Source organism: Roseiconus lacunae (genome assembly GCF_008312935.1).
GTDB lineage: Bacteria > Planctomycetota > Planctomycetia > Pirellulales > Pirellulaceae > Stieleria > Stieleria lacunae.
This window is the reverse complement of record NZ_VSZO01000001.1, coordinates 781,881-802,723: the sequence shown is the minus strand read 5'-3', so window position 1 is coordinate 802,723 and position 20,843 is coordinate 781,881. Positions and strand designations below refer to the sequence as shown.

At 56.4% G+C, this 20,843-nt stretch carries 19 protein-coding genes; 6 read left to right on the top strand and 13 right to left on the bottom strand.

Features of this window, described 5'->3' with window-relative positions:
- Positions 1–214 precede the first annotated feature (214 nt).
- From FYC48_RS02755 to FYC48_RS02730, 6 genes are read right to left on the bottom strand one after another with little or no spacing between them, the layout of a single operon-like run.
- Positions 215–1,747 (bottom strand): polyamine aminopropyltransferase, encoded by a 1,533-nt coding sequence (locus FYC48_RS02755; RefSeq protein WP_149495144.1) that lies wholly within the window; start codon positions 1,745–1,747, stop codon positions 215–217.
- Positions 1,744–2,007 (bottom strand): DUF350 domain-containing protein, encoded by a 264-nt coding sequence (locus FYC48_RS02750; protein WP_230780319.1) that lies wholly within the window; start codon positions 2,005–2,007, stop codon positions 1,744–1,746. The genes FYC48_RS02755 and FYC48_RS02750 overlap by 4 nt, the downstream gene beginning before the upstream one ends.
- A 51-nt stretch (positions 2,008–2,058) precedes the next feature.
- Positions 2,059–2,253 carry a hypothetical protein gene (locus tag FYC48_RS02745; protein WP_149495142.1) on the bottom strand — a complete coding sequence of 65 codons (195 nt, stop codon included), beginning with the start codon at positions 2,251–2,253 and terminating at the stop codon, positions 2,059–2,061.
- Positions 2,254–2,256: 3 nt separating this feature from the next.
- Entirely contained in the window at positions 2,257–3,804 is a 1,548-nt protein-coding gene (locus FYC48_RS02740; protein ID WP_149495141.1) for a DUF4178 domain-containing protein, read from the bottom strand.
- A complete protein-coding gene (locus FYC48_RS02735; protein ID WP_200836520.1) occupies positions 3,801–4,238 on the bottom strand; it encodes an S-adenosylmethionine decarboxylase family protein in 438 nt (145 codons plus the stop codon). Before FYC48_RS02735 ends, FYC48_RS02740 begins: the two co-directional genes overlap by 4 nt.
- Before the next feature lie 14 nt (positions 4,239–4,252).
- Positions 4,253–5,374 (bottom strand): SPFH domain-containing protein, encoded by a 1,122-nt coding sequence (locus FYC48_RS02730; RefSeq protein WP_149495140.1) that lies wholly within the window; start codon positions 5,372–5,374, stop codon positions 4,253–4,255.
- A 255-nt stretch (positions 5,375–5,629) separates the two neighbouring features.
- On the opposite strand from FYC48_RS02730, the gene FYC48_RS02725 reads away from it, so the two are divergent.
- Together FYC48_RS02725 and polA are read left to right on the top strand one after the other, a co-directional pair.
- Entirely contained in the window at positions 5,630–5,860 is a 231-nt protein-coding gene (locus tag FYC48_RS02725) for a hypothetical protein (RefSeq protein WP_149495139.1), read from the top strand.
- 211 nt (positions 5,861–6,071) lie between these two features.
- Positions 6,072–8,876 (top strand): DNA polymerase I, encoded by a 2,805-nt coding sequence (gene polA / locus FYC48_RS02720; protein WP_149495138.1) that lies wholly within the window; start codon positions 6,072–6,074, stop codon positions 8,874–8,876.
- Positions 8,877–8,956: 80 nt separating this feature from the next.
- Here the strand turns inward: polA and FYC48_RS02715 are convergent, their stop codons facing one another.
- Positions 8,957–9,178: an FmdB family zinc ribbon protein gene (locus tag FYC48_RS02715; protein WP_149495137.1), complete on the bottom strand. Its 222-nt coding sequence runs from the start codon at positions 9,176–9,178 to the stop codon at positions 8,957–8,959.
- 96 nt (positions 9,179–9,274) lie between these two features.
- Between FYC48_RS02715 and FYC48_RS02710 the strand changes: the two genes are divergently transcribed.
- Complete coding sequence (locus tag FYC48_RS02710) at positions 9,275–9,931, top strand: NAD(P)H-hydrate epimerase (protein ID WP_149495136.1); 657 nt, start codon at positions 9,275–9,277, stop codon at positions 9,929–9,931.
- Between the two features lie 68 nt (positions 9,932–9,999).
- On the top strand, positions 10,000–10,953 hold the full coding sequence (locus tag FYC48_RS02705; RefSeq protein ID WP_235034036.1) for an SMP-30/gluconolactonase/LRE family protein: 954 nt from the start codon (positions 10,000–10,002) through the stop codon (positions 10,951–10,953).
- Here the strand turns inward: FYC48_RS02705 and FYC48_RS02700 are convergent.
- The 5 genes from FYC48_RS02700 to FYC48_RS02680 form a co-directional block, all read right to left on the bottom strand.
- The gene (locus FYC48_RS02700; protein WP_149495134.1) at positions 10,950–12,533 is read right to left on the bottom strand and encodes a sulfatase family protein; all 1,584 of its coding nucleotides are present in this window, start codon (positions 12,531–12,533) and stop codon (positions 10,950–10,952) included. The genes FYC48_RS02705 and FYC48_RS02700 overlap by 4 nt on opposite strands.
- Positions 12,534–12,719: 186 nt before the next feature.
- Complete coding sequence (gene infA, locus FYC48_RS02695) at positions 12,720–12,941, bottom strand: translation initiation factor IF-1 (protein WP_094411247.1); 222 nt, start codon at positions 12,939–12,941, stop codon at positions 12,720–12,722.
- A 15-nt stretch (positions 12,942–12,956) separates the two neighbouring features.
- The gene (rpsI, locus tag FYC48_RS02690) at positions 12,957–13,370 is read right to left on the bottom strand and encodes a 30S ribosomal protein S9 (protein ID WP_149495133.1); all 414 of its coding nucleotides are present in this window, start codon (positions 13,368–13,370) and stop codon (positions 12,957–12,959) included.
- Positions 13,371–13,418: 48 nt separating this feature from the next.
- Positions 13,419–13,871, bottom strand: a complete 453-nt coding sequence (gene rplM, locus FYC48_RS02685) for a 50S ribosomal protein L13 (protein ID WP_230780304.1) — start codon at positions 13,869–13,871, stop codon at positions 13,419–13,421.
- 779 nt (positions 13,872–14,650) lie between these two features.
- Positions 14,651–16,132: a deoxyribodipyrimidine photolyase gene (locus FYC48_RS02680; protein ID WP_315853760.1), complete on the bottom strand. Its 1,482-nt coding sequence runs from the start codon at positions 16,130–16,132 to the stop codon at positions 14,651–14,653.
- A 130-nt stretch (positions 16,133–16,262) separates the two neighbouring features.
- On the opposite strand from FYC48_RS02680, the gene FYC48_RS02675 reads away from it, so the two are divergent.
- On the top strand, positions 16,263–17,591 hold the full coding sequence (locus tag FYC48_RS02675) for an A24 family peptidase (protein ID WP_200836519.1): 1,329 nt from the start codon (positions 16,263–16,265) through the stop codon (positions 17,589–17,591).
- Here FYC48_RS02675 and FYC48_RS02670 read toward each other — a convergent pair.
- Positions 17,573–18,460: a carbon storage regulator gene (locus FYC48_RS02670; RefSeq protein ID WP_149495132.1), complete on the bottom strand. Its 888-nt coding sequence runs from the start codon at positions 18,458–18,460 to the stop codon at positions 17,573–17,575. The genes FYC48_RS02675 and FYC48_RS02670 overlap by 19 nt on opposite strands.
- Positions 18,461–18,732: 272 nt before the next feature.
- On the opposite strand from FYC48_RS02670, the gene FYC48_RS02665 reads away from it, so the two are divergent.
- Positions 18,733–20,832 carry a carbamoyltransferase family protein gene (locus tag FYC48_RS02665; RefSeq protein WP_149495131.1) on the top strand — a complete coding sequence of 700 codons (2,100 nt, stop codon included), beginning with the start codon at positions 18,733–18,735 and terminating at the stop codon, positions 20,830–20,832.
- Positions 20,833–20,843: the final 11 nt, after the last annotated feature.

The window sequence follows — 20,843 nt, the reverse complement described above, 5'->3', positions numbered from 1 at the left end:
GGTCTTGAACAATCCAAGCGTCCACGCATTCTAAGCGATCGGCGAGCGACGCTCGCGCTTCGTCAACATTTGGAAACAGGATTAGCCGGTTGGCGTTAGCCACGGTTTCGGTGCAACACATGGGGCTAACACCCATCGGCTGATGAGTCGAACCCGAACAGTTGGTCTAGCGCGGTGCGCTAGCGGATTCGTCCCAGGAGCTTCGAATTGGTGCTCAACGAGACCATTCTTGTTCGTAGTATCGTACCAACGCTTGGTTGTTCAAACGGTTTGCATCGATTTTTAACGGCTGTACGTCAAGCGGCAACGCAAACATTGCCAACCGGTTTTGATCATTCAAAAAACGCAAATGATCGGGTAATTTACGGAATGCGAACGCCGATCCATCGGGAACACTCTTTAACGGTGACTTGTCCGCCAAGGCAAAGCCCCACACGCCGAAGGTAGGCACCGAGGCACGGTAGCCTTGGACGTCGAATCCGGCCTGACGGATGGTTTCTAAGATGCACCAGTATGATTTTGGCGCGACAAGTGGTGAGGTACATTGCACCGAAATAACCGCGTCATCGGTGAGGCGTCGATGAAGCAAGCTGAAGAAATGAGTCGTATAAAGCTTGCCGACCGAGTAGGTGCCGGGGTCTGGGAAGTCGATCACAGCGGCATCAAACCGTTCGTCGCCTTCGTCGATCCAGACGAAGGCATCCCGGTTGATCACTGTCACGCGCGGATCGGTCAACGAGTGTTGATTCAGTTCGGCAAGTGGCTCGAAATTCGTCGCCAGTTCCGTCATCGCGGGATCGAGGTCGACAAGTGTGACCGATTGGACATCGGGATAACGTAGAATTTCACGAACCGCCAAGCCGTCACCGCCGCCCAGGACCAGGACGTTTTCGATCGACGGTGCGGCACCGAGCACCGGATGAACGAGAGCTTCGTGGTAGCGATACTCGTCACGTGAATTGAATTGCAAGTGACCATTGAGATGAAGCTGGAAGTCATCACGATGCTTCGTCACGACGATCCGTTGAAACTCCGATTGAGACGTATGAACGATCGGGTTTTCCAAAATGGATTCTTCAGACCACTGCGTCAGCGCATCGGCTTTGATGAACACGATCGCTAAAATCCCAATCACGAGGAAACTACGACCGCGCAGCCCGCCCAGTCCACGACTCGATAACAGCGGTCGTAGCAGGTACGTCCCCCATAGGCCGACGGCGGCATTGAGAATTCCGAATACCACGGACGTTCGAACCAGCCCAAGCCGTGGCACGAGAAAGATCGGAAATAGAACGGACGCCAGCAGAGCGCCGATGTAATCAAACGTCAGGACACGGGCGACCAGTTCTCGGAAATCCAAATGCTCGCGCATGATCCGCATTAAAAGCGGTAATTCGAGTCCGACCAGGGTTCCGATCGCGACGACGGAACTGAATAAGGCGATGCGAAACCAAGTGATGTGACCGAACGCCAGAAACAACAGTGGGGTCGAAAGGCCACCGAGCAGCGCGAGCGCAAGTTCGATCTCGATGAACGTGCGGGCGAGTTTGTCGTCGACGTATTTCGACAACCATGACCCGATGCCGAGCGCCGAAAGATACACGCCGATCACGAATGAAAATTGCGAGACGCTGTCGCCGAGCAGGTAACTCGCCAGGGTGCCTGCCAAAAGTTCGTAAATCAGACCGCAGGTCGCGATGACCAGAACGTTCAAATACAGCAGGTAATTCGGCGCGCGATTGATCATCCTAGGATGGCTGCCGCGATGATGATCGAGATGCCGAGAAAGATCGCACCGAGGATCGTTCCGAGGGCTTGGTTATGCTCCTCGATGATCTCCTTGGAAATCGAAAACGGTGTCAGTTTTTCCATCAACAAGATCGCGATGCCGAGCACCACAATCCCGACGACCGAAAAGACAATCGCGGCGACCAAGTGTGCGCCCAAAAGCTGTAGCGCCGTGGGCGTCTCTTGAGCCAAGGGCAACGCCGTTTCTAAAAATATCATCGTGTGATTCTCCATCTCTTTGATTCGATCGTCGATTGTGATCGCGTTCGGTTATTTTCCAAAGCCCCATGATCCGCCATACGATCGGCCTCCACCGTAGTATCCGCTGCTCGACCGCGAACCACTGCTGATCGCTTTGGCGACGCCCAGGCTAGGTGCTTTCCAGCCGAACGCGGCGGCCATCGTGAACCAGGAACAAACTAAAAAGCCGACCGTAAGGAAGGTGATCCAGACAGTTTGTTTCATCGATCAATCCTCCGACGCGTAGGGGCTGTAGTCACTGTCCTTCCATCGTTGGACTTCGAAATTATGCAAGTACAACAGCATCAAAGCGGGGATGATGGAAACGCCGATGGCCGCGTAAAGGAACAGCCAAAAGTCTGCTTTGCCACGCCCGATCACGACGGCGGCGAACACCAGGTAGAACAGGAACCCGATCCAAGCCATCCAGAATCGTGGCCCCGGCGTCGGTTTGGGTTGGATCACGCCCACGCCCCAAGGTCGCTTCAGGTCTTTGACCCCGAAGATCGTTTCGACCTCTTCGGGGGTGATGTAGTGCGATTCGGAAATCGTGACTTCTTGCGACTTACCAAATCCGGCTCGTTCGAATGACAACATCCGTGGCGGACAGATATAGTCAGACGTCTTTACCATGTCACCGATGTTGACCTTCCAGTAGAACTCGCCGAGTAGGTATCGGACATGGGCGGTACCACGATCGTAGATGCGAAAGGTATCGCCATCGTAGCGAACCTTGGCAGAATCGCCTTTGGGAGCTTCGTTCGTCGGTGCGGCCAGTGACCAATGTCCTTCGTTACAGATCAACCATCGATAGCCGGTGTCGCGGTTGTAGAGCAAGTATTCCGCCCAGGGAAAAATCTGCCCCATCCACTTGGCATACCGTTCCATGAATCCGATCACGACGTACTTGGTGTCGCCAAACATGCCTTCGCTGCCGAGTGGGATCTGAATCAGTTCGGCTTCTTGATGCAGCGATTTGAACAACGACAATTTACCGTCATCGACATCCAGCATCGACGAACAGTTCGGACAGGCGATGCGCAGTGTGTCGTCGGGGGATCGCAAGGCGAGCGGACCGGCGCATTTCGGGCAGGAAAGCTGAACGGCGTCAACGCTATCGACGACCTCGGGTTTCAGGTGCTCGACGTCGATTCCAAGTTCACTGAGCGTGACGACGGTGCCGAGGAAAGCCGCTTGGCCTTCGTGGCTGCCTTCGTCGCCATACTCAAATGTGGCGACTTCTTTGGCGTCCCCTTGCAGGTCGACGTAGTAATGTTCTGAACCGGGAACGAACTCCCAGGGGATCTCACCTTCGGCACCTTCGGCGGTGGCAACGCCTTTTTCACGGACCGTCAGTTCGGTGCCTTTCAGCGGAATGCGCTGCATGACTTCGACGCCGTCGTAGGACGGCAGGTCGATCCCTTTATCCAAGTTGTAACGGGTTGTCAGGGCGAATTGCCCCTGCGCTTCGCTCAACCAGCCGACACGGTTGCCGGGAAATTCCAGGTACCATTCGTCCCAGCTACCGCCCCCGGAGTGACGATAACGGACACGGCCGACGATGTGAAACCGTTTGCCTTTCCAGCGACCACTGATCCCACGACGCAGGCCCGATGCCGGGTCGCTGACCTCGGCAAATTTCCCCAGGTCTTTGACGTCACGGTCGGTGCGTCCGATCGTCGTGCCACAAAAATCGCAGATCGTGACGAGCGCCCAGCTATTGCGAAAAACGGTCGGACCGCCACAAGATGGGCACTGGGTTTTGAATCCTTTCATCGAGAGCTGGCTCCGCTTCGTCGGGCGAAATTCGAAGATTCCGCTGGAGTGATCGCATCGACGTTTCGATCGATCATACGGACCCGCACCTCGGTCGCGCCAAGGTGTTGCCGCAGGGCATCCTCCCAATTCCAACGCGGACGCTGCCGGCAGCAGTACAGGTTGAAGGTCGCGAATCCGACTTCTGGGTACGTGTGGCAGGTCAAATGGGATTCGGCCAGCAGATACATCGCAGTGACGCCGCCGGGCCCACCGAATCGATGCAACAGCGGATCGGCGACGACATTTAGTTTTAAACTTGCCAGGACATCATCACAGATCGCGCGAATGCATGCCGGATCGGTCAGTCGATCGACACGACAGCCTTGGGCATCGATCAACCATTCCGTTCCGCCAGAGAAGTCGATAGATAACTCAGGTCGAGAACCGTGCACGCGATTGTTTTCGATTAGGGAGCAGGCGGAGGTGGGGGCGGGGCTTGTGCGCCGAAGAGGTTTGCCAGGGCGGGAACCGTCGACGCCGCCGACCAGCCTTGCATGCCGGAGGTCCACACCATCGTGTCCCGCGAAACCTCGCCACTGGCGATTCCCGAGGAAATCTGTGCGATCGAAAAAGGGCCCTGGGTTTGACCGTTCACCGCGATGTGCCAACCCGCCGGAGGTGGCGGCGGCGGAGCCGCACCGGCTCCCATCGCGCCTGCGTTTCCGGCATTCATCGCGCCGCTGAGCATTTGATTGGCCATCGCCATTCCCATGCCAAGCCCCATGCCTTCGGACGCGCCGCCGCCGGACGGGTTAGAAGCGGCTTCGGTAAGCGCGTTGCCCATTTGGAATTGTTGATACCGGTTCATATCTCCGATCACGCCCATGCTGGTACGTGTGTCGAGCGCCTTCTCGACCTCTTCGGGCAGCGAAACGTTGACCAGTACCAGCTGTGGGCAGTCCAAACCGTATTCGTCGTCGATTTGCTCGACAACGTGATCGCGGACACGTCCGGCGATCTCATGGTAACGGCTAGCCATGTCAAGCGCCGCGATCTGCAATTCACCCAGCGTTTGGCTGAACGCCGAAATGATCATCGATCGCAATAGCTCGGTGATTTCGTCGGACCGGAAATCATCATCGGTTCCTACAATTTCCCGCAGCAATGCTTTCGGGTCCGTCGCTTGCAACGCGTAGGTGCCAAAGGCACGGATTCGGATCGGACCGAATTCTGGGTCTCGCAGCATGATGGGGTTCGGCGTGCCCCATTTTAAATCGGTGATTTGGCGAGTGCTGACGAAGTACACCTCGGCTTTGAAGGGGCTTTCGAAGCCATACTTCCACCCCATCAACGTCGACAGCACGGGCATGTTTTCGGTGCTGAGCTCGTAGTGCCCCGGCTCATAGACGTCGGCAATCTCGCCGCCTTTGACCAATACAGCCATTTGTCCGGGACGCACAATCAACTGGGCGCCATTTTTGATCTCGTTCTGATAGCGTGGGAAACGCCAGACAAGTGTGTGGTGCGAATCATCGATCCATTCAATGATGTCGATGAGTTCGTTGCGTAAACGGTCGAACAAGCCCATGTGTCAGTCCGCTGTGTAAGTTCGCTTTTAGAAAAGGGAAATCAAAATGACTCGAACCGATCGAGTGTTGGTCTAACTGTACGATCGCTTGGTTACATGGCCACTACGGAGTGATCCAAAAATTGTTGTCTACTCACTTGTGAGCCGAACAAACGAGTGTTTCGTCCGCACCCGAATTCAGCGTTAGCCACGGTTACGGTGCAATAACCGGGGCTAACGCCCATCGGCTGATGAGCCGAATTTAGGACCAGCCGAATGGCGTTAGCCACCCAATGCCACCGATCCACCATTCTAATTTTGACGAGGCACCGGTTGGGTGCCGAAACCAACATCGGACAGGACACCACCGAAAGTCGCACCGAATCGACGTCAATTTACCAAATCACACGAGTCTCTGGGGCGACGGTCCGACGTCGTTGCCGACTTTTGCGGCTTTATCAAAACACAGGTTGGGTGGCCGGTGAAGGCGACAACGAGATTGGCTAGAAAGCCCCGCGATCGGGGCGCGAAACCCTCTGGTTTTGTCGCGATTCGCTTCTGACCACTTTTGCCGTCGCGGGTAATCCACGATGATCGGAAACACGAAGCAAACCGATTCGGCCATGATTGTTTCGATCATGAGTCCACTAGCGAAGCGAACTCGGCTTCGACTCGCCTACATTCTCGCAACATCTGTGCTCTCTCGGCAAACTGTTTGATGCCCAACGAAACCCAAGACCTTTTCGCCGCCGACAAAAAGCTGTACTTGCTCGATGGGATGGCACTGATCTACCGCGCCCACTTTGCACTGATCCGTAGTCCACGGTTCACCTCCGGCGGTCAGTGCACGTCGGCGGTCTTTGGCATGCTCAACGCGATCACGGACATCTTGGTCAAACAAAAGCCGACGCACATCGCGTGCGCCTTTGACACCGACGAACCGACGCAGCGACACGTCGATTTTCCCGACTACAAAGCGCACCGGGACGCGATGCCCGAAGACCTGTCGAGTCAAATTCCGCTGGTCGATCGCTTGATGGACGCGATGAACGTGACGGTGATTCGGATGCCGGGCTATGAGGCGGATGACGTCATCGGAACGCTGGCACATCAGGCCCAAGCCCAAGGCTTTGAGACTTGGATGGTAACGCCCGATAAAGATTACCATCAGCTAGTGACCGATCAGATCCATGTCTACAAGCCGGGGTCGAAGGGAGGCCAAGCGGAAATCCTGGGCGTCGACGAAGTTCGGCAATTGTGGGAAATCGAACGTGTCACACAGGTCATCGATGTGCTCGGTCTGATGGGCGATACCAGCGATAACATTCCCGGTGTTCCTGGGATCGGCCCAAAAACGGCGAAAAAATTGGTTCAACAGTTCGGCAGCGTCGAAGGATTGCTGGACAATATCGATCAACTCAAAGGCAAACAAAAAGAACGCGTTCGGGACAATCGCGATCAGGCGCTCCTAAGCAAGCGTTTAGTGACCATCCAGTTGGATGTGCCAACGGAAGTTGATTTGGAATCACTTCGCTGCAAAGGTCACGACGAGTCGAAGCTGCGTGAATTGTTGGTTGATCTTGAATTCGAAACCGTTGGCAAGCGGATTTTCGGTAAGTCATTTTCGGCGTCGGCGGCACGAACGGCGGTCGTCCGCGAAAAACGTAAACGCGAGATTCAGGAATCGCTCTTCGAAGAACCGAGCGAACAGAAGACCCTGGCCGACGTTCCGCATCAGTATCACACAATCGAATCGAGTGAACAGCGCGCCGAACTGATCGCAAAGATTCGTGATGCGAAGCAATTCTGTTTCGATACCGAAGCGACCGGCCTTGATCCTCGAAAAGCATTGCCGCTTGGGATCGCGATCAGCTTGCAACCACACGAAGCGTACTATGTCGTCTGCCCCCAAGAACGCGATCAATGTCGGGTGGTGTTGGAAGAGTTTGCCGAGGTGCTCCAAGATCCTTCGATTTTAAAAATTGGACACAACCTGAAGTACGATGTCTCGTTATTGCGATGGCATGGCGTGAAAGTCGCGCCGCCGTTGTTTGACACGATGCTCGCACACACGATCGCAGAACCGGATGTCCGTCATGGCTTGGATTCGTTGTGCGAGTTGTACTTGAATTACAAGCCGATCCCGACAAGCGACTTGATCGGTCCGAAGGGCAAGGAACAGCGGTCGATGGCTGACGTGCCGCTCGATCGCTTGGCCGAATACGCTTGTGAAGATGCCGACGTCACGCTGCAAATCCAACAGGTCTTGCGACCGATGATGAAAGAGCGTGAAGTCGAAGAGGTTTCCGAACGCGTCGAGTGCCCCTTGGTCCCCGTGTTGGTTGAAATGGAATACAACGGGATCACGTTGGACACTGAATCGTTGGCGACGTACGCCGAAACACTGCAACGTGAAATCGATAGTCTACAAGCGACGATCTTTGAGGCCGCCGGCCATGAATTCAACGTCGATTCGCCGCGGCAATTGGGCGTCGTCTTATTCGAAGAATTGAAGCTCGAGGAAAAGCCCAAGAAGACGGCGACCGGCCAGTACTCTACCCGAGAAGCCGAACTCGAACGGCTCAGTGGCAAGCACGATATTATCCGTGACGTGCTGGATTATCGGAACGCTCGGAAATTGAAATCGACTTATGTCGATCAGTTACCGTCGGCGGTTGATGCCGACACCGGCCGACTGCACACGCACTACAGCCAGATGTGGACGGCGACAGGACGCTTGCAATCGAACGATCCCAACTTGCAAACCATCCCGGTACGGAAGGAACGTGGGCGAGAAATTCGCGCGGCGTTTGTCCCCCGCTCCGACAACCATCTGATTCTATCTGCCGATTACTCGCAAATCGAATTGCGGATCATGGCAGAACTCAGCGGCGACGAAGCGATGATGTCGGCGTTTGTAAACGAGGAAGACATTCACACCGTCACCGCATCGAAGGTCTATAAGGTTGACCCTGCAGACGTCACTCGCGAGATGCGTGCGAAGGCCAAGACGGTGAACTTTGGGATTATCTACGGCATCAGCGCGTTCGGATTGCAGCAACGTCTGAACATCCCCCGCGCCGAGGCGGGCGAGTTGATCGATAACTACTTTGAAAAGTATCCCGGCGTACGTGACTACATCGATTCGACGATTGAATTTGCCCGGGAGCACGGCTATGTCAAAACCAAAACCGGGCGCCGTCGTTATTTACGTGACATCACCAGTCGTTCGCGAAACGCCAAGTCCACCGCCGAACGCTTGGCGATGAACAGCCCCATTCAAGGCACCGCGGCCGACATGTTGAAACTGGCGATGATCGGCGTCGACAAGGTCCTGCGTGAAGGCAACTTTCGGACGAAAATGTTGCTGACCGTTCATGATGAATTGGTCTTCGACATGGTCAAAGAAGAGGCCGACAAGGTGATGCCGGCCGTGGAGCAAGCGATGAAGGAAGCGTTGCCAATGCAAGTGCCCATCGTGGTCGAGATGGGCACCGGAAACAATTGGCTGGAAGCCCATTGAGATTCATTTCCGATTCGGCCCTTCGAAACAGCGCTGATCGCTCGCCTGCTGTTTCGCTAAACGCCTCTTCAGCGGACATGTCAGATATCGCAGCCACCGCCACAGCAGCGGGGGGCTCCGCAATCGGGGCGGGCGGTCGGCAAGCTTTTGCTACCGTTCATGTTGGGCGCCGCAGTCGCGCTCATCAAACGGACTAACTCGTGGCCGCCGCATTCAGGACACTCGGGTTTTTCCTCTGAATTGCGAACGAGAACTTCGACCTGATGATTGCACTTTGAGCAGTCGTATTCGTAAAGTGGCATGACGAAATCCATGGAAACAAGGGAAAGGTTTGCCGTCTATTTTTGTCGGCCCGGCGAAACTGGCAAGCTCAGAAAATCTGAAAATGGGACTGCGAAATGAAGCGTGACGAAGTTCGGCAAGTCGACCAGATCGCGATCGAAGAATTTGGGATCAGCGGCGTGGTTTTGATGGAGAACGCGGGGCGTGGGGCGACCGATTGGATCTTGAAAAAGACGTCGCCTGAAACCCCCGTCGGGCTGCTCTGTGGTGGCGGAAATAACGGCGGCGATGGATACGTGATCGCCCGCCACTTGGAACTGGCCGGACGCGCCGTTCGCGTCATCTCGATGGCGGAACTCGACGTACTAAAAGGCGACGCGGCGGCCAATGCCGCGATCGCCTCCAAGTCCGGGATACAAATCGAAGTCGCTCGGAGCGAGGCGGAGCTCGAAGACCTTATCCGCCCGAGTGATTGCCTGGTCGATTGTTTGTTGGGCACGGGGGCCACCGGCGAACCCCGTGGTTTGTACGCAACGGCAGTTCAATTGGCCAACGATACACCGGGGTATCGTGTCGCGATTGACTTGCCAACGGGCTTGGATTGCGACTCCGGCGAGGTGAGTGAAACGACGTTCCGGGCCGATCTCACGCTTACCTTTGTCGCTGCCAAAGCTGGCTTTTCGAACCCCGCGGCGGCGGGCGTGATCGGCGAAGTTCAGGTGGTCGGAATCGGCGCCCCAAAATGCCTGCTCGAACAGTTTGGGGTGTTTTGAAAACGGCGGTTTCCCGTTATGGTGCCCCTCCGTTGTTTCCCCATCCGATCCCTGACGAGGTCATTGAAGTGGCTACCGTAATCGAAGCATCGCCGTTGAATTTTCCGATGACCGACGCGCTGCGTTTTCTTCCCGAAGGTCCCTACCAAAACACCCCCGGGGTCTTTTCATGGGTTGGGATTCAGCACGGAAGCGATGCGACCTCCGGCAGTTTGAACCGGTTCGACCTGGCGACAATGACGAACACGTCGTCCGATTTGCCCGGGCGACCCGGGTTCGCGTTCCCGTGCAAGACACCCGGCAAGTTTGTCGTCGGTTGCGAACGAACGCTGGGCTTTTTTGATGTCGAAAGCGGGGCCTGGGAACCGTTTTGCGAAGGCGTTGATCAGGCCGTCGAAAACACAATCATCAATGACGGGTTGGCGATCGGCGACAACCTCGTTTTCGGCTGCAAAGACTTGGAATTTGCCCACAAGAAAGCCGGATTGTATCTCTATCGTGGCAGCGATTCGAAGTTAATCTGCCTGCGTGACGACCAAATCTGCAGCAACGGCAAGGCGATCGTCGAAGACGGGGACCAACTTTCATTGATCGATATCGATTCCCCAACCCGTACGGTGGTCCGATCAACATTGGATCTCCAAGCGGGCACCGTCGGAGAACCCGAGGTCGTCTTGGATCTGACCGAAGATCCTGCCGTTCCAGATGGTGCGATCCTCTCGCCCGATGGCAAAAGCTTGATCGTATCGATGTTCTTACCGTCCGCCGGACCTTACGGAGAAACCCGTCAGTACGACTTGGAATCCGGCGATTGCATGCGGGTTTGGCGAACACCACTGTCGCCCCAAAACACTTGCCCGGCGCTGGTCGAATTCAACGGCAAGCTGATGCTGATTATCACGACGGCGGTCGAGCACATGTCAAAGGATGATCAAGCGGTCTGTTCAAACGCAGGAAAGCTGTTTTTTGCCGAAACGGACTTTGATCCGGCCGGTTGGGCACCGCCGGTCTATCAAGCCTAGCGTTGCGGTTCGCTGTCGCGAAAGTACTCGGCGGGAAAGGGCGCCTGCTTGGAATGATCCGGGTGTCGCCAGGGAAACACCGGACCGCGGTCTTCCAGCAACGGTATCTCATGGCCGTCTGTGTGATGCAGTAGCGACCAGAGCGTGGTGTTCATGGCCCTGACGCGATCGGCGTGCCGAGGGACGTCGATCAAATTGTTCATCTCTTCTGGATCGTTTTCCAGATCGTACAACTCGTCACGGTCCCACAAACCATGGCAGCGAATGTATTTCCACCGTCCGCCAATGACCGCGTGAAGCGTTGGCGTATGCGGGTAGTTGCGTTCCCAGTAGTACTCGTAAAGTAGGTTGCGATCTGGATCGACCGACGCGTTGTCTCCGCAAATCGCTTTCCAGAAACTTTCGCCATCAGCATTTTTAAGCGGCGGGGCACCCGCCGCTTCTAGCAGTGTTGGACCAACATCGATGTTGCCGACGAGCCCCTCGAATTTTGGTCCGGCGGGGATTTTGCCTGGCATGCGCATCAATAGCGGAACGCGGGCGCTTGCTTCATAAGCCACGCGTTTGTCGATCAGGCCGTGGTCGCCGAACTGAAAGCCGTTGTCGCCCATGTAGACGAACAGCGTGTTTTCACGCAAACCCTCCCGTTTAAGAAACGCATCCAGCTTTCCGATGCTGTCATCGACGGCAAGCAGCGATTCGCAGTAACGGCGATAGTAAACCGCCGGTGAAAAGTCGGCGAGGTTGTATCCGAAGTCGACCCCGTGGCGGCTGTTCCGTTGATTGCGAACCCACATCGGCAGGTTGCCGCGTTTCATGTCCGCCGCGCTGGGGATATCGATCGGCAACGGTTGTTTGTCATAGCGGCCGCGATGCCGATCGGCGGGGACAAAGTCCGCATGGACACCTTTGTGACTGACATACAGGAAGAACGGTTTGTCGGTATCGCGTTCACCAAGCCACCGAAGTGCGTAGTCGGTCAACTCGTCGGTGATGTAGCCTTTTTGCGGGACACGTTTGCCGTTGATGTTGAAGCCATCGTAGGTCGTTTGCGGAACTTCGCGTGTCGTGCCATGCCCGTCAGGCCAATAGGTCCCCTGGCCTTTGAACGCAATCCAATGATCGAAACCACGCTGTGGGTCGTCGATTTCACCACCCATATGCCACTTGCCGATGAACGCGGTTTGATAGCCGGCTTTTTGGAGTTGTTGCGGAAAGAAAACCAGTTTCGGATCGACCGGATGATAGTTATCGACGACGCGATGATTGTGGGCGTACTGGCCGGTCAAGATTGACGCACGGCTGGGCGAACACAGCGAAGTGGTCACGTAGGCGCGGGGCAGCATAACGCCTTCGTGTGCCATCGCGTCCATGTGAGGCGTCTCGATAAACGGGTGCCCGGCGACACCCATGCAATCGAAGCGGTGGTCATCGCAAAGAACAAAGATGATGTTGGGTGCGTCCGCGGTGCATCGGCTGGCAGGCAGCGACAACACTGCGGCGAATGCCAATAAAGCAGAGATGCGAGCCAAACGGGCGAACGAAATCGAGGCGAGGTTCGCAGTCAGTCGCGCAGGCATAGACGGACGCGGTAAGCCGAATTGGCGCATGGTGTGAACGCTTGATAGAAGGCTGGGGAGCGGGGAAGCCCCAGAGCGTACACGACTTGGTCGCGAAAGCAATCAACCGGGCCAATCAGAAACGGCTCATGAAGAGCGTGGCCCGGTACTGTGAAGTCGCTTGCGAGCGAAGAGAAGCCGGAGTGGTTAACGTTCCCGGTAGGTAATCCGACCTTTTGTTAGGTCATACGGAGAGAGTTCGACACGGACTTTGTCGCCCGGGACGATCCGGATGAAGTGTTTGCGCATCCGTCCGGCGACGTGTGCCATGACTTCATTACCGGTTTCCAATTGAACTCGGAACCGGGTGTTTGCGAGGGCCTGCGTGACAGTGCCCTCGACCTCAAAGGCTTCTTCTTTCTTTCCCAAGTGTTTATCCAAAAGTTATCGTTTGCTGAACTGGACGCCACGTCGGGCACCACGCAAACCGGGTTTCTTTCGTTCCTTCATGCGAGAATCGCGAGTCAGGAACCCACCGTCGCGAAGCGCGTCGTGGAGAGCTTCGTCATAGCTGACCAATGCACGGGCGAGTCCCATGCGGACGGCACCGCTTTGGCCTGTCAGGCCGCCACCGCTGACCCGGACGATTACATCTAGTTTATCCGACAATTCGACTGCCGCTAGTGTCTCGGTCACGGCCTTTTGGTCTTGGTCGTTAACGAAGTACTCGTCGATCGGTCGTCGGTTGATCGTGATTTTGCCGGCGCCGTCACGAACGCGAACTCGAGCGACGCTGCTTTTACGTCGGCCAGTCCCCAACGAGTCGCCGTTAATTTTGTCTTTTTTGACCAGGGTCATCAGTACAGTTTGTCAAAAAGGGAAGTGGGTCGGTGAGGCACCGCAGCACTAGCTAACTTTCTTGCTGGTGCGCTTTAGCGGCTGGGGGTTTTGGGCCGAGTGTGGATGCTCGGGGCCGGCGTAGATCTTTAGCTTCTTGAGCATCTGTGTTGCCAGCTTGTTCTTTGGCAACATGCGGCGAACGGCGTGGTAGATCAAATCTTCCGGTTTGCGTTCGTGGCGATCGCCATAGCTTTCCAGGCGGAGCCCCGGATAGCCGGTGTACCAGGTGTAATGCCGAACTTCCATTTTGCGGCCAGTCATGGCGACTTTGTCGGCGTTGGTGACGATCACAAAGTCACCGCAATCAACGTGTGGGGTGTACTCGGGGCGATGCTTGCCCATCAAAATGACAGCGATGTCACTCGCCAGTCGTCCGAGCACCTCGTCGCTGGCGTCGACAACATGCCAGCTCTTTTCGACTTGGCCCGCTTTGGCCATGTAGGAACGTTGCACGGTCACGGAAATGTTCTGCGGTTAATGTTCGATGTACGGTAATCGCGCGTTCGACCACAAAGGGGTTGACCACGCGGGTCGGGGGCCAGCTCGTCCCGTTTCGATCGGTCTCGCTGAAGCAGCGTCACCAGTCGACTTGGGCCATGAAGCGTCTTTGTCGGAATGATTTCCGATCGCCTTGCGGACGCCGCTTGCGACGACTCGTCCGACGGAAGGTTTGCAGACCGCCGATGAAATGACTGCCGGTGAAGCTGTGTCTCACGAGCCGGAGCTGATCCGCCGCTGGCACCGTCAATTTCTGGGCCTCGGGCGGAGAATTCGGAAGGGTATCGACCCGTGCCCGGATCGGCAAGGGCTTTTCGTGAAATTAACGTGAGCGAAGCCCAATCCGAAAGGCGTCTCCCCCCCCTCGGCGTTCAATCTCGCTTCGCTCCAAACTCCGTTTCGGCCAGATTCGCCGCTGAAATGATCGATTCGCCCAATATTGCCAGAAATGCTTTCAATAGGAAGGGGGCGACGGGGACGCATCGCCATCAGCTTCACCTTCCCGCTTGGAGGTTGAGCGGTTCGAGGTGGGCCCTCACCGGGCCGGAGGCCCGACTCTCCCCGAGGGAGAGTGAAGTGATAGGAAGCAGTGTCCAGCTTGGCGTCGTTTGGTTTGCGGTTTATCGGGCATCGCGATCAGCTTCACCTTCCCGTTTGGAGGTCGTGCGGTTGAGCGGCCGGGGCCCTTTCCAGGCCGGAGGCCCGGATCTTCCCACGAGGGAGAGTGAAGCTGTGGGGTGCTATTGCTGCGTGGCCGATTCGGCGCTGTACCGGTTCAGATAGCCGTTCAACCGTAGCTTGCGTCGTGCGCTGTCGGTCGTCATGTAACGCAAGCTTCCGAAAACCGGGCGTTTGGGACCCCAGGCCCGATCGTAGCGGCCGAGTACCCAAAAGATTCCGCTGTAGGAATTGGGGTCGCGACCGTCGAGCCCATACTTGTTGTTCAGGTGAACCATGATCTGGAGTGCCTGTGACGCCGATTCGGTCCAGTGCAGGATCTTCTTGCCCCACAGCATACGAATGTAATTGTGCATCATGCCCTCACGGACCAGTTGACGCTGACCGGCATTCCAAACTTCGTCATGCGTTTGGGCGGTTTCAAACTGTTCCAGCGTGTAGGTCACCGGGCGAGGGTCCTCGGCGGTCTCGGCAATCGTTCTCTTCGCCCAATCGGGAAGCGATTCCAGCTTGTCGTACCTTCGGGGTTCACGAAACGCCAAGTTAAACCCCATCTCACGCCACGTGATGATCTGGTCCAAAAAGCCTTCGGCCGATTCGCTAGTGTTCCAGAATCCATGATTTTTCCCGTTCGGTTTGGACAGCTGATCGGGAGTCCATGATTCGTGATCGAGTACGCTTTGGACGACTTCGTGGGCGGCGATGTGGCCAAAATGCAGATGCGCGCTCAGCTCGGTTGTCGCATGTTCGTCGGGGTGATTGCGCTCGTCACCGTAGTCTTCGAGCCGTCGATCGACGAATCGGCTCAGCTGCTTTGCCGCCGCTTTACTGCCACCGGTCAGTACCGGACTGGGGCGAACGTCATGATCGATCGGAATTTGGTCTAGCCCGCCGGCGAGCAGGCGGTCGAAGTCGGCAGGTTTCCAACGCCGCGTGATCGCACCGGGCAGTCGGTCTAGCGTCGGCAGCTTCAGCCTCGCCAGCGGGTTGGCCTGCGGTAATTCGGTCAGGCAATCGAGGATATTTTTCTGCATCCAGCGGCGAAAACTGTGGGCGACGGTGAACGTCCGATCGGGCAGTCGCAGTGGGACGATCCCGTTGCCGTCGACCACTTCCAGCGGAACGGGCAATCGATGCCGGACCGCTGGGATCAAGTGCGGCAAAAAGAAACAGGGGTATTCATCGGTAACGACGGTTGCGGCCTGTTTGGCGAGTGAAACCAGGAGCGCCGAGCCGGCCCCCGGCTTCGGTTCGACATAGGGGAAATAGGTGACCGGTTTGTCGCGAAGTGACACCGCGTTGTCCCGCATCCCCTCGATAATGAACTGGTGGATGCGATCGCTGGCCCATCGATATCGCACCCGCAGGGGTTCAAAGATCACCAGCGGAAGTGCCAACTCGGTGGCTCGACGGATTGCGTGTTGCAACGAAAAGTTGTATCGAACGCGTCGGGCCGATGTCATCCAGTACAACACGTACTGGGCGTCGGGGTTGATCTCCCGATCGTTGGCTTGGGTCAGTCGGTTTTCGGGAATCGGAATCATCGGCTCGCGTTTGGATTAAAGTCGTCGTACGGGAATTCTTCCATGACGACAAGCAAGCTTGCGATCGCGCGACCATCGGCGATCGAATCGTTTCACTCCTCGCTCCCTCACTGCATCACGGACTTTCGGTTTGAAACGACATCGACTGCGGAAACGTCTGCCGCTTTTGTTCACGCTGGTTGCGATCTTGGTCGGTGTGTTGGCTTATGTCATTGGCTTGGCCTACGTCCAGTCGCGATTCTACGCGCACTACGAGTTTATAGACCTGATTCGGCCTCGATTGGTCGACGCGATGATCGCGTCATGGTTGATTTACTTTTGCAGTTCTATCGGTAGCTTTTTGAACGTCGTCGCTTGGCGGATGCCACGTGGGGAGGGAATCGGCGGTCGGTCGCACTGTCCGCGATGCCATTCGACGCTGCGAAAACGCGACAACGTGCCGATCTTGGGCTGGATCTCCCTTCGGGGGCGATGCCGAAGTTGTTCGTTGCCGATTTCTCGTCGTTATCCTATCGTCGAAGCATTGGTGGGAATCACATTAACGCTGGTAGGAATTTCCGAGTTGTACTCGCTGGCAATTCCGGCCCAAGCGGTTCACGCCCATGGCGGTCCTCTTTGGGCACCCCGTGTCGGCCCAATTTTGATCACGATTTTGACGTATCACGCGGTCGTGCTGAGCTGTTTGTGGGCGATGGCGCTGATTCGAATCGACGGCGTGCGGTTGCCTGCGGTGTTGTGGTTGTTTTCGATCGCTGTTGCGGCGGTCCCCATGTTGGTGTATCCGACGTTGATGGTCGTTCCTTGGCAGGCGAGTCGACCGGACATGTGGTTTCCGGGTGGTCAGCGTATCGACGCGTTGATGCGCCTCGTGACCGCGGTGGTGGCGGCCGCCTTCGTCGGACGGGTGCTTGCCAAGGGGCTGTGCCCGACGGCGGACCTGAAACTCGATCCTCTCGGCAAAGGAACGTCTCGGCTGGTAGATTTGATTGCGATGTTGTCGATGGCGGCGATCCTGGTCGGTTGGCAATCATTTCCGGCAATCGTCGTTGTCACCGCCATGATGTCGGTACTGCTGCGGCCGCTGTTAGCGACGATACCGATCAACGACCGGCCAGGTGCTGCCGAGCAAACCAACAGCGGGTCGGCAAGCCAACTAGAATCTCGTGGTGCGATGGAAGCGTTCGCATTTGCGTTGCCGTTTGCGACCACGCTGCATCTGGCATTTTGGCGAACGCTCTGGAGTTTCGACTATTGGCCCAGCGATCGAAGTGACCGCTGGGTGGTCATCAGTTGGTCGCTCGCCGTGTTGGTCGTTCCGGTTTTCCTTCGCGATCGATCGCAGCGGCTACCGGAGCAGCCGCCGCTTGACGCGTCCGAAGGTTACATGATCGAAGGCAGTGACCTTGAAGGCAGTGACCCTGAAGGCAGTGAAGATGTCGATCAGGAGCGAGAAAGCTGAGCTTCCAGCATCGCATCGAATTCGTAGCGAATTGAATCTCGTCGATCGGAAGTGATCACGATCGTGCGTTCATCGGTCGAGCATGTCTTCGCCAGCACTTGACGCACCGAGGGTGACGTTCTTCCGGTTTCGATGACCACGATCGGGATTTCCGGTTGCTGGCTGCAATGACGGATGATGTCGATGTCGGCCGCGCTGACCGGGACGTGATCGAAAACGATGGCGTCTGCTTTGCGGGCACGTGAAAGTTCCAAGAAGGCGTGGAAGCCGTCGTCGACCTGGCTGAATTCGACCCCGTCGCGCTGTGGGGCTGACAGGCTGCTTGCGAGATCATCGTCTTGTTTGACAATGATCACGCGACGGACCTCATCGATCGAATCAGAGCATCGTCGGTGGGAACACGCGGAGTTTTGGTAGACGGTCGCCGTTTCACCGACCGCTTGTCGATTGTCCCAAGTCGACGGATCTGACGAAGACGCTTGGTCCGAGTCGACGCGTGGGGTGGGATCATCCGCGCTGTTTTGCAGACGCAGGTGATCGAGTTCGGCGATTGCTTGACCGATCAACGCCAACGCATCGTGCTCGTTGCCCTCTTGAAGTTCTTGTCGGGCGAGAGTAATTCGATCGGTGGCAAGCTGAATCTGCTCTTCGACGTCGGCGGGAAGAGTTTGCCGGTCGTTAGCATTCAAGTGTCTCGGTCGATCCGATGGCTGATAATCCGAAAGCAACTCTTGGCGAATCACATCAATGTGCTTGGGGGCGTTGATCCCAAGCGTGGTCTTTCCACGTTGAGTTCGAGTGATACAGATACTGATACCAATCTGGGGAAAGTACACCTTTTGGTTTTCACGTCGCGACAGCACAAGCATGGCGCATCTCCATTGCAGGGTTGGGCGAACGATAGCGGTCCACTCCCTAGCATCGCCCTTCTTCTGAGAAGCCTCTCTGCTTCGTGTGGTGCGATTCTACCCGGCTTGGGCGGATCGCGGAACACCAGTCCGGGCCATGCTAGCAACGCTAGCGATCAGATCAACATTGCTGTCGTCCCCCGGACGTCTGTACGATCGCCGCGGCGTCGACACTGTTTTCAACACTGACTCGTAATCAGCATCCTTTTATTGTCGGACGGGGCAACCGCATCATGACCGGATCACTCACACCAGACCTGAACACCACTTTGCGCGCGACCTACCCTGATTTGGTCGCCGCGGATGAGCATCCCCAGACAGCCGTTTTGGGGCTTGGGGCGTTTGGGCATGACGCCGCCGTCGCGTTGGTCGATGCAAGCGACGGGCGTGTCATTCATGCGATCGCCGAAGAACGATTGAGTAATCGAAAGCACGATTGGCATTTTCCCATCGGCGGCATTCATGAGTGTTGCAAATTGGCTCGGCAGCAAGGTTACAAGATCCGCTCGGTGGCGGTGAATTTCCGAGCCGAAGAGTTCGTGGAAAAGTCTCTGCACCATTTGATCGATCAGTGTGTGTCTTCGTCGGCGATCGGCTCTGAGGTGAAGCAGTTTCTTTACAACGGTTTGCCGCAACTTGAATATGTTGACATTGAAGCGCGGAACCAACCGGCGTTGCGACTGCAGCAGTTCTTGCAGACCTTGGTAATCGACGACGCTTCGAAGCGGATGCTGATCAAACGCATCACTTGGTATTGGAACTGGGCCGTCAAGTATCGCCAGATCGAACAGACGATCGATCGCTACATGGATGGAATCCCGGTTGAGTACTTCAACCATCATCAAACACATGCGGCCTCGGCGTACTACAACTCGGGTTTCGATGCGGCGACGGTTTTGGTCATCGATGGCCAAGGCGAAGCGGACACCGTGACGGCGTACTCGGCTAGCGACGGCGAGTTGGAACGGGTCAGCGAGACACGCTGGCCACACAGCGTCGGGATCTTTTACCTGTTCGCCACTCAGCACCTCGGATTCACCATGGGGGATGAGTACAAGGTGATGGGGATGTCAGCCTATGGCCGTCCGGTTTACGAAGAAGCTTTGCGTGGCATGGTGACCGTCAATAGCGATGCGACACTGCAATTCAACGAGACGGATTACTTGCGTTTGAATGACCTCGGTCCCCATGGTCACGTCGTCTTTCAGTTCACCGAAAAATTGCATCAATTGCTTCCGGCGCGTCAGCCCGGCGAGCCTTTCGAGCAGCAACACTTCAATTTCGCCGCTTCGATTCAGGCGTTGACCGAATCGATCGGTGTCCAGTTGGCCACCCAAGCGATGAAGAAGACCGGGCATCGCAACATCGCCCTTGCCGGCGGCGTAGCACTGAACGGCTTGATGAACGAAGCGATTCGCCAAAACACAGATTGCGACGAAATCTTTATCTATCCCGCTGCCGCCGATGATGGGTGTGCGGTCGGTGCGGCTCAACTGGCCATCGCCAAAGCGAATCGATTGAAATCGGTGCGCCTGCGTTCATGCTACTTTGGCCATAACGTCCAAAATGACGAAATCGAGTCCACACTTCGGCGACGCAATGTGGTCGCAAGCCGTCCCGATTCGATTCATGCGACAATCGCCGACGCATTGGTTGAAGGTGCGATCGTCGCCCGCTGTGTCGGGCAAGCTGAATTCGGTCCGCGGGCTCTCGGACATCGTTCGTTGTTGGCTCACCCAGGCTTTGCGAATATGAAAGAAATTCTCAATGCTCGCGTCAAGCATCGCGAGGAATTCCGCCCGTTCGCCCCGGCCTGTTTGCACGATCGCGTTACCGAGTATTTCGAGCTCGAAGATGAGTCGCCCTTCATGTTGCTAATCGGACGAGCCTTGGAGCACACACAACAATTGGCTCCCTCGATCGTTCACGCCGACATGACCGCCCGGGTGCAATCGGTCAGCCCCGATGCCAATGCCGATTTGTTCAATGTGATCACGGAATTCGATCAACGGACCGGATTGCCGATCGTGATTAACACCAGCTTTAACGTGAATGGTGAAGCGATCGTCGATAGCGCCGAAGACGCCTTGGAGTCATTCGGGTACATGGACGTCGATTACTTGGCGCTGGGCGATTATTGGATCGCCAAGTCTGACAATCCAAATCTGCTTCCTAAGCTAGACGGCCCGACTTACTTGCGACGCCGAATCGATCGATTTGAAAATCGAGACCTTGGCTTGCTCGCCGAAATGGATGTCTCTCAGTTCGGTCCCGCGTTTACGGCGACCGATGAAGCGATCGCGCAGTACCTCGGTCGGCGCCGCGCGGCCTAACGGATCGACGA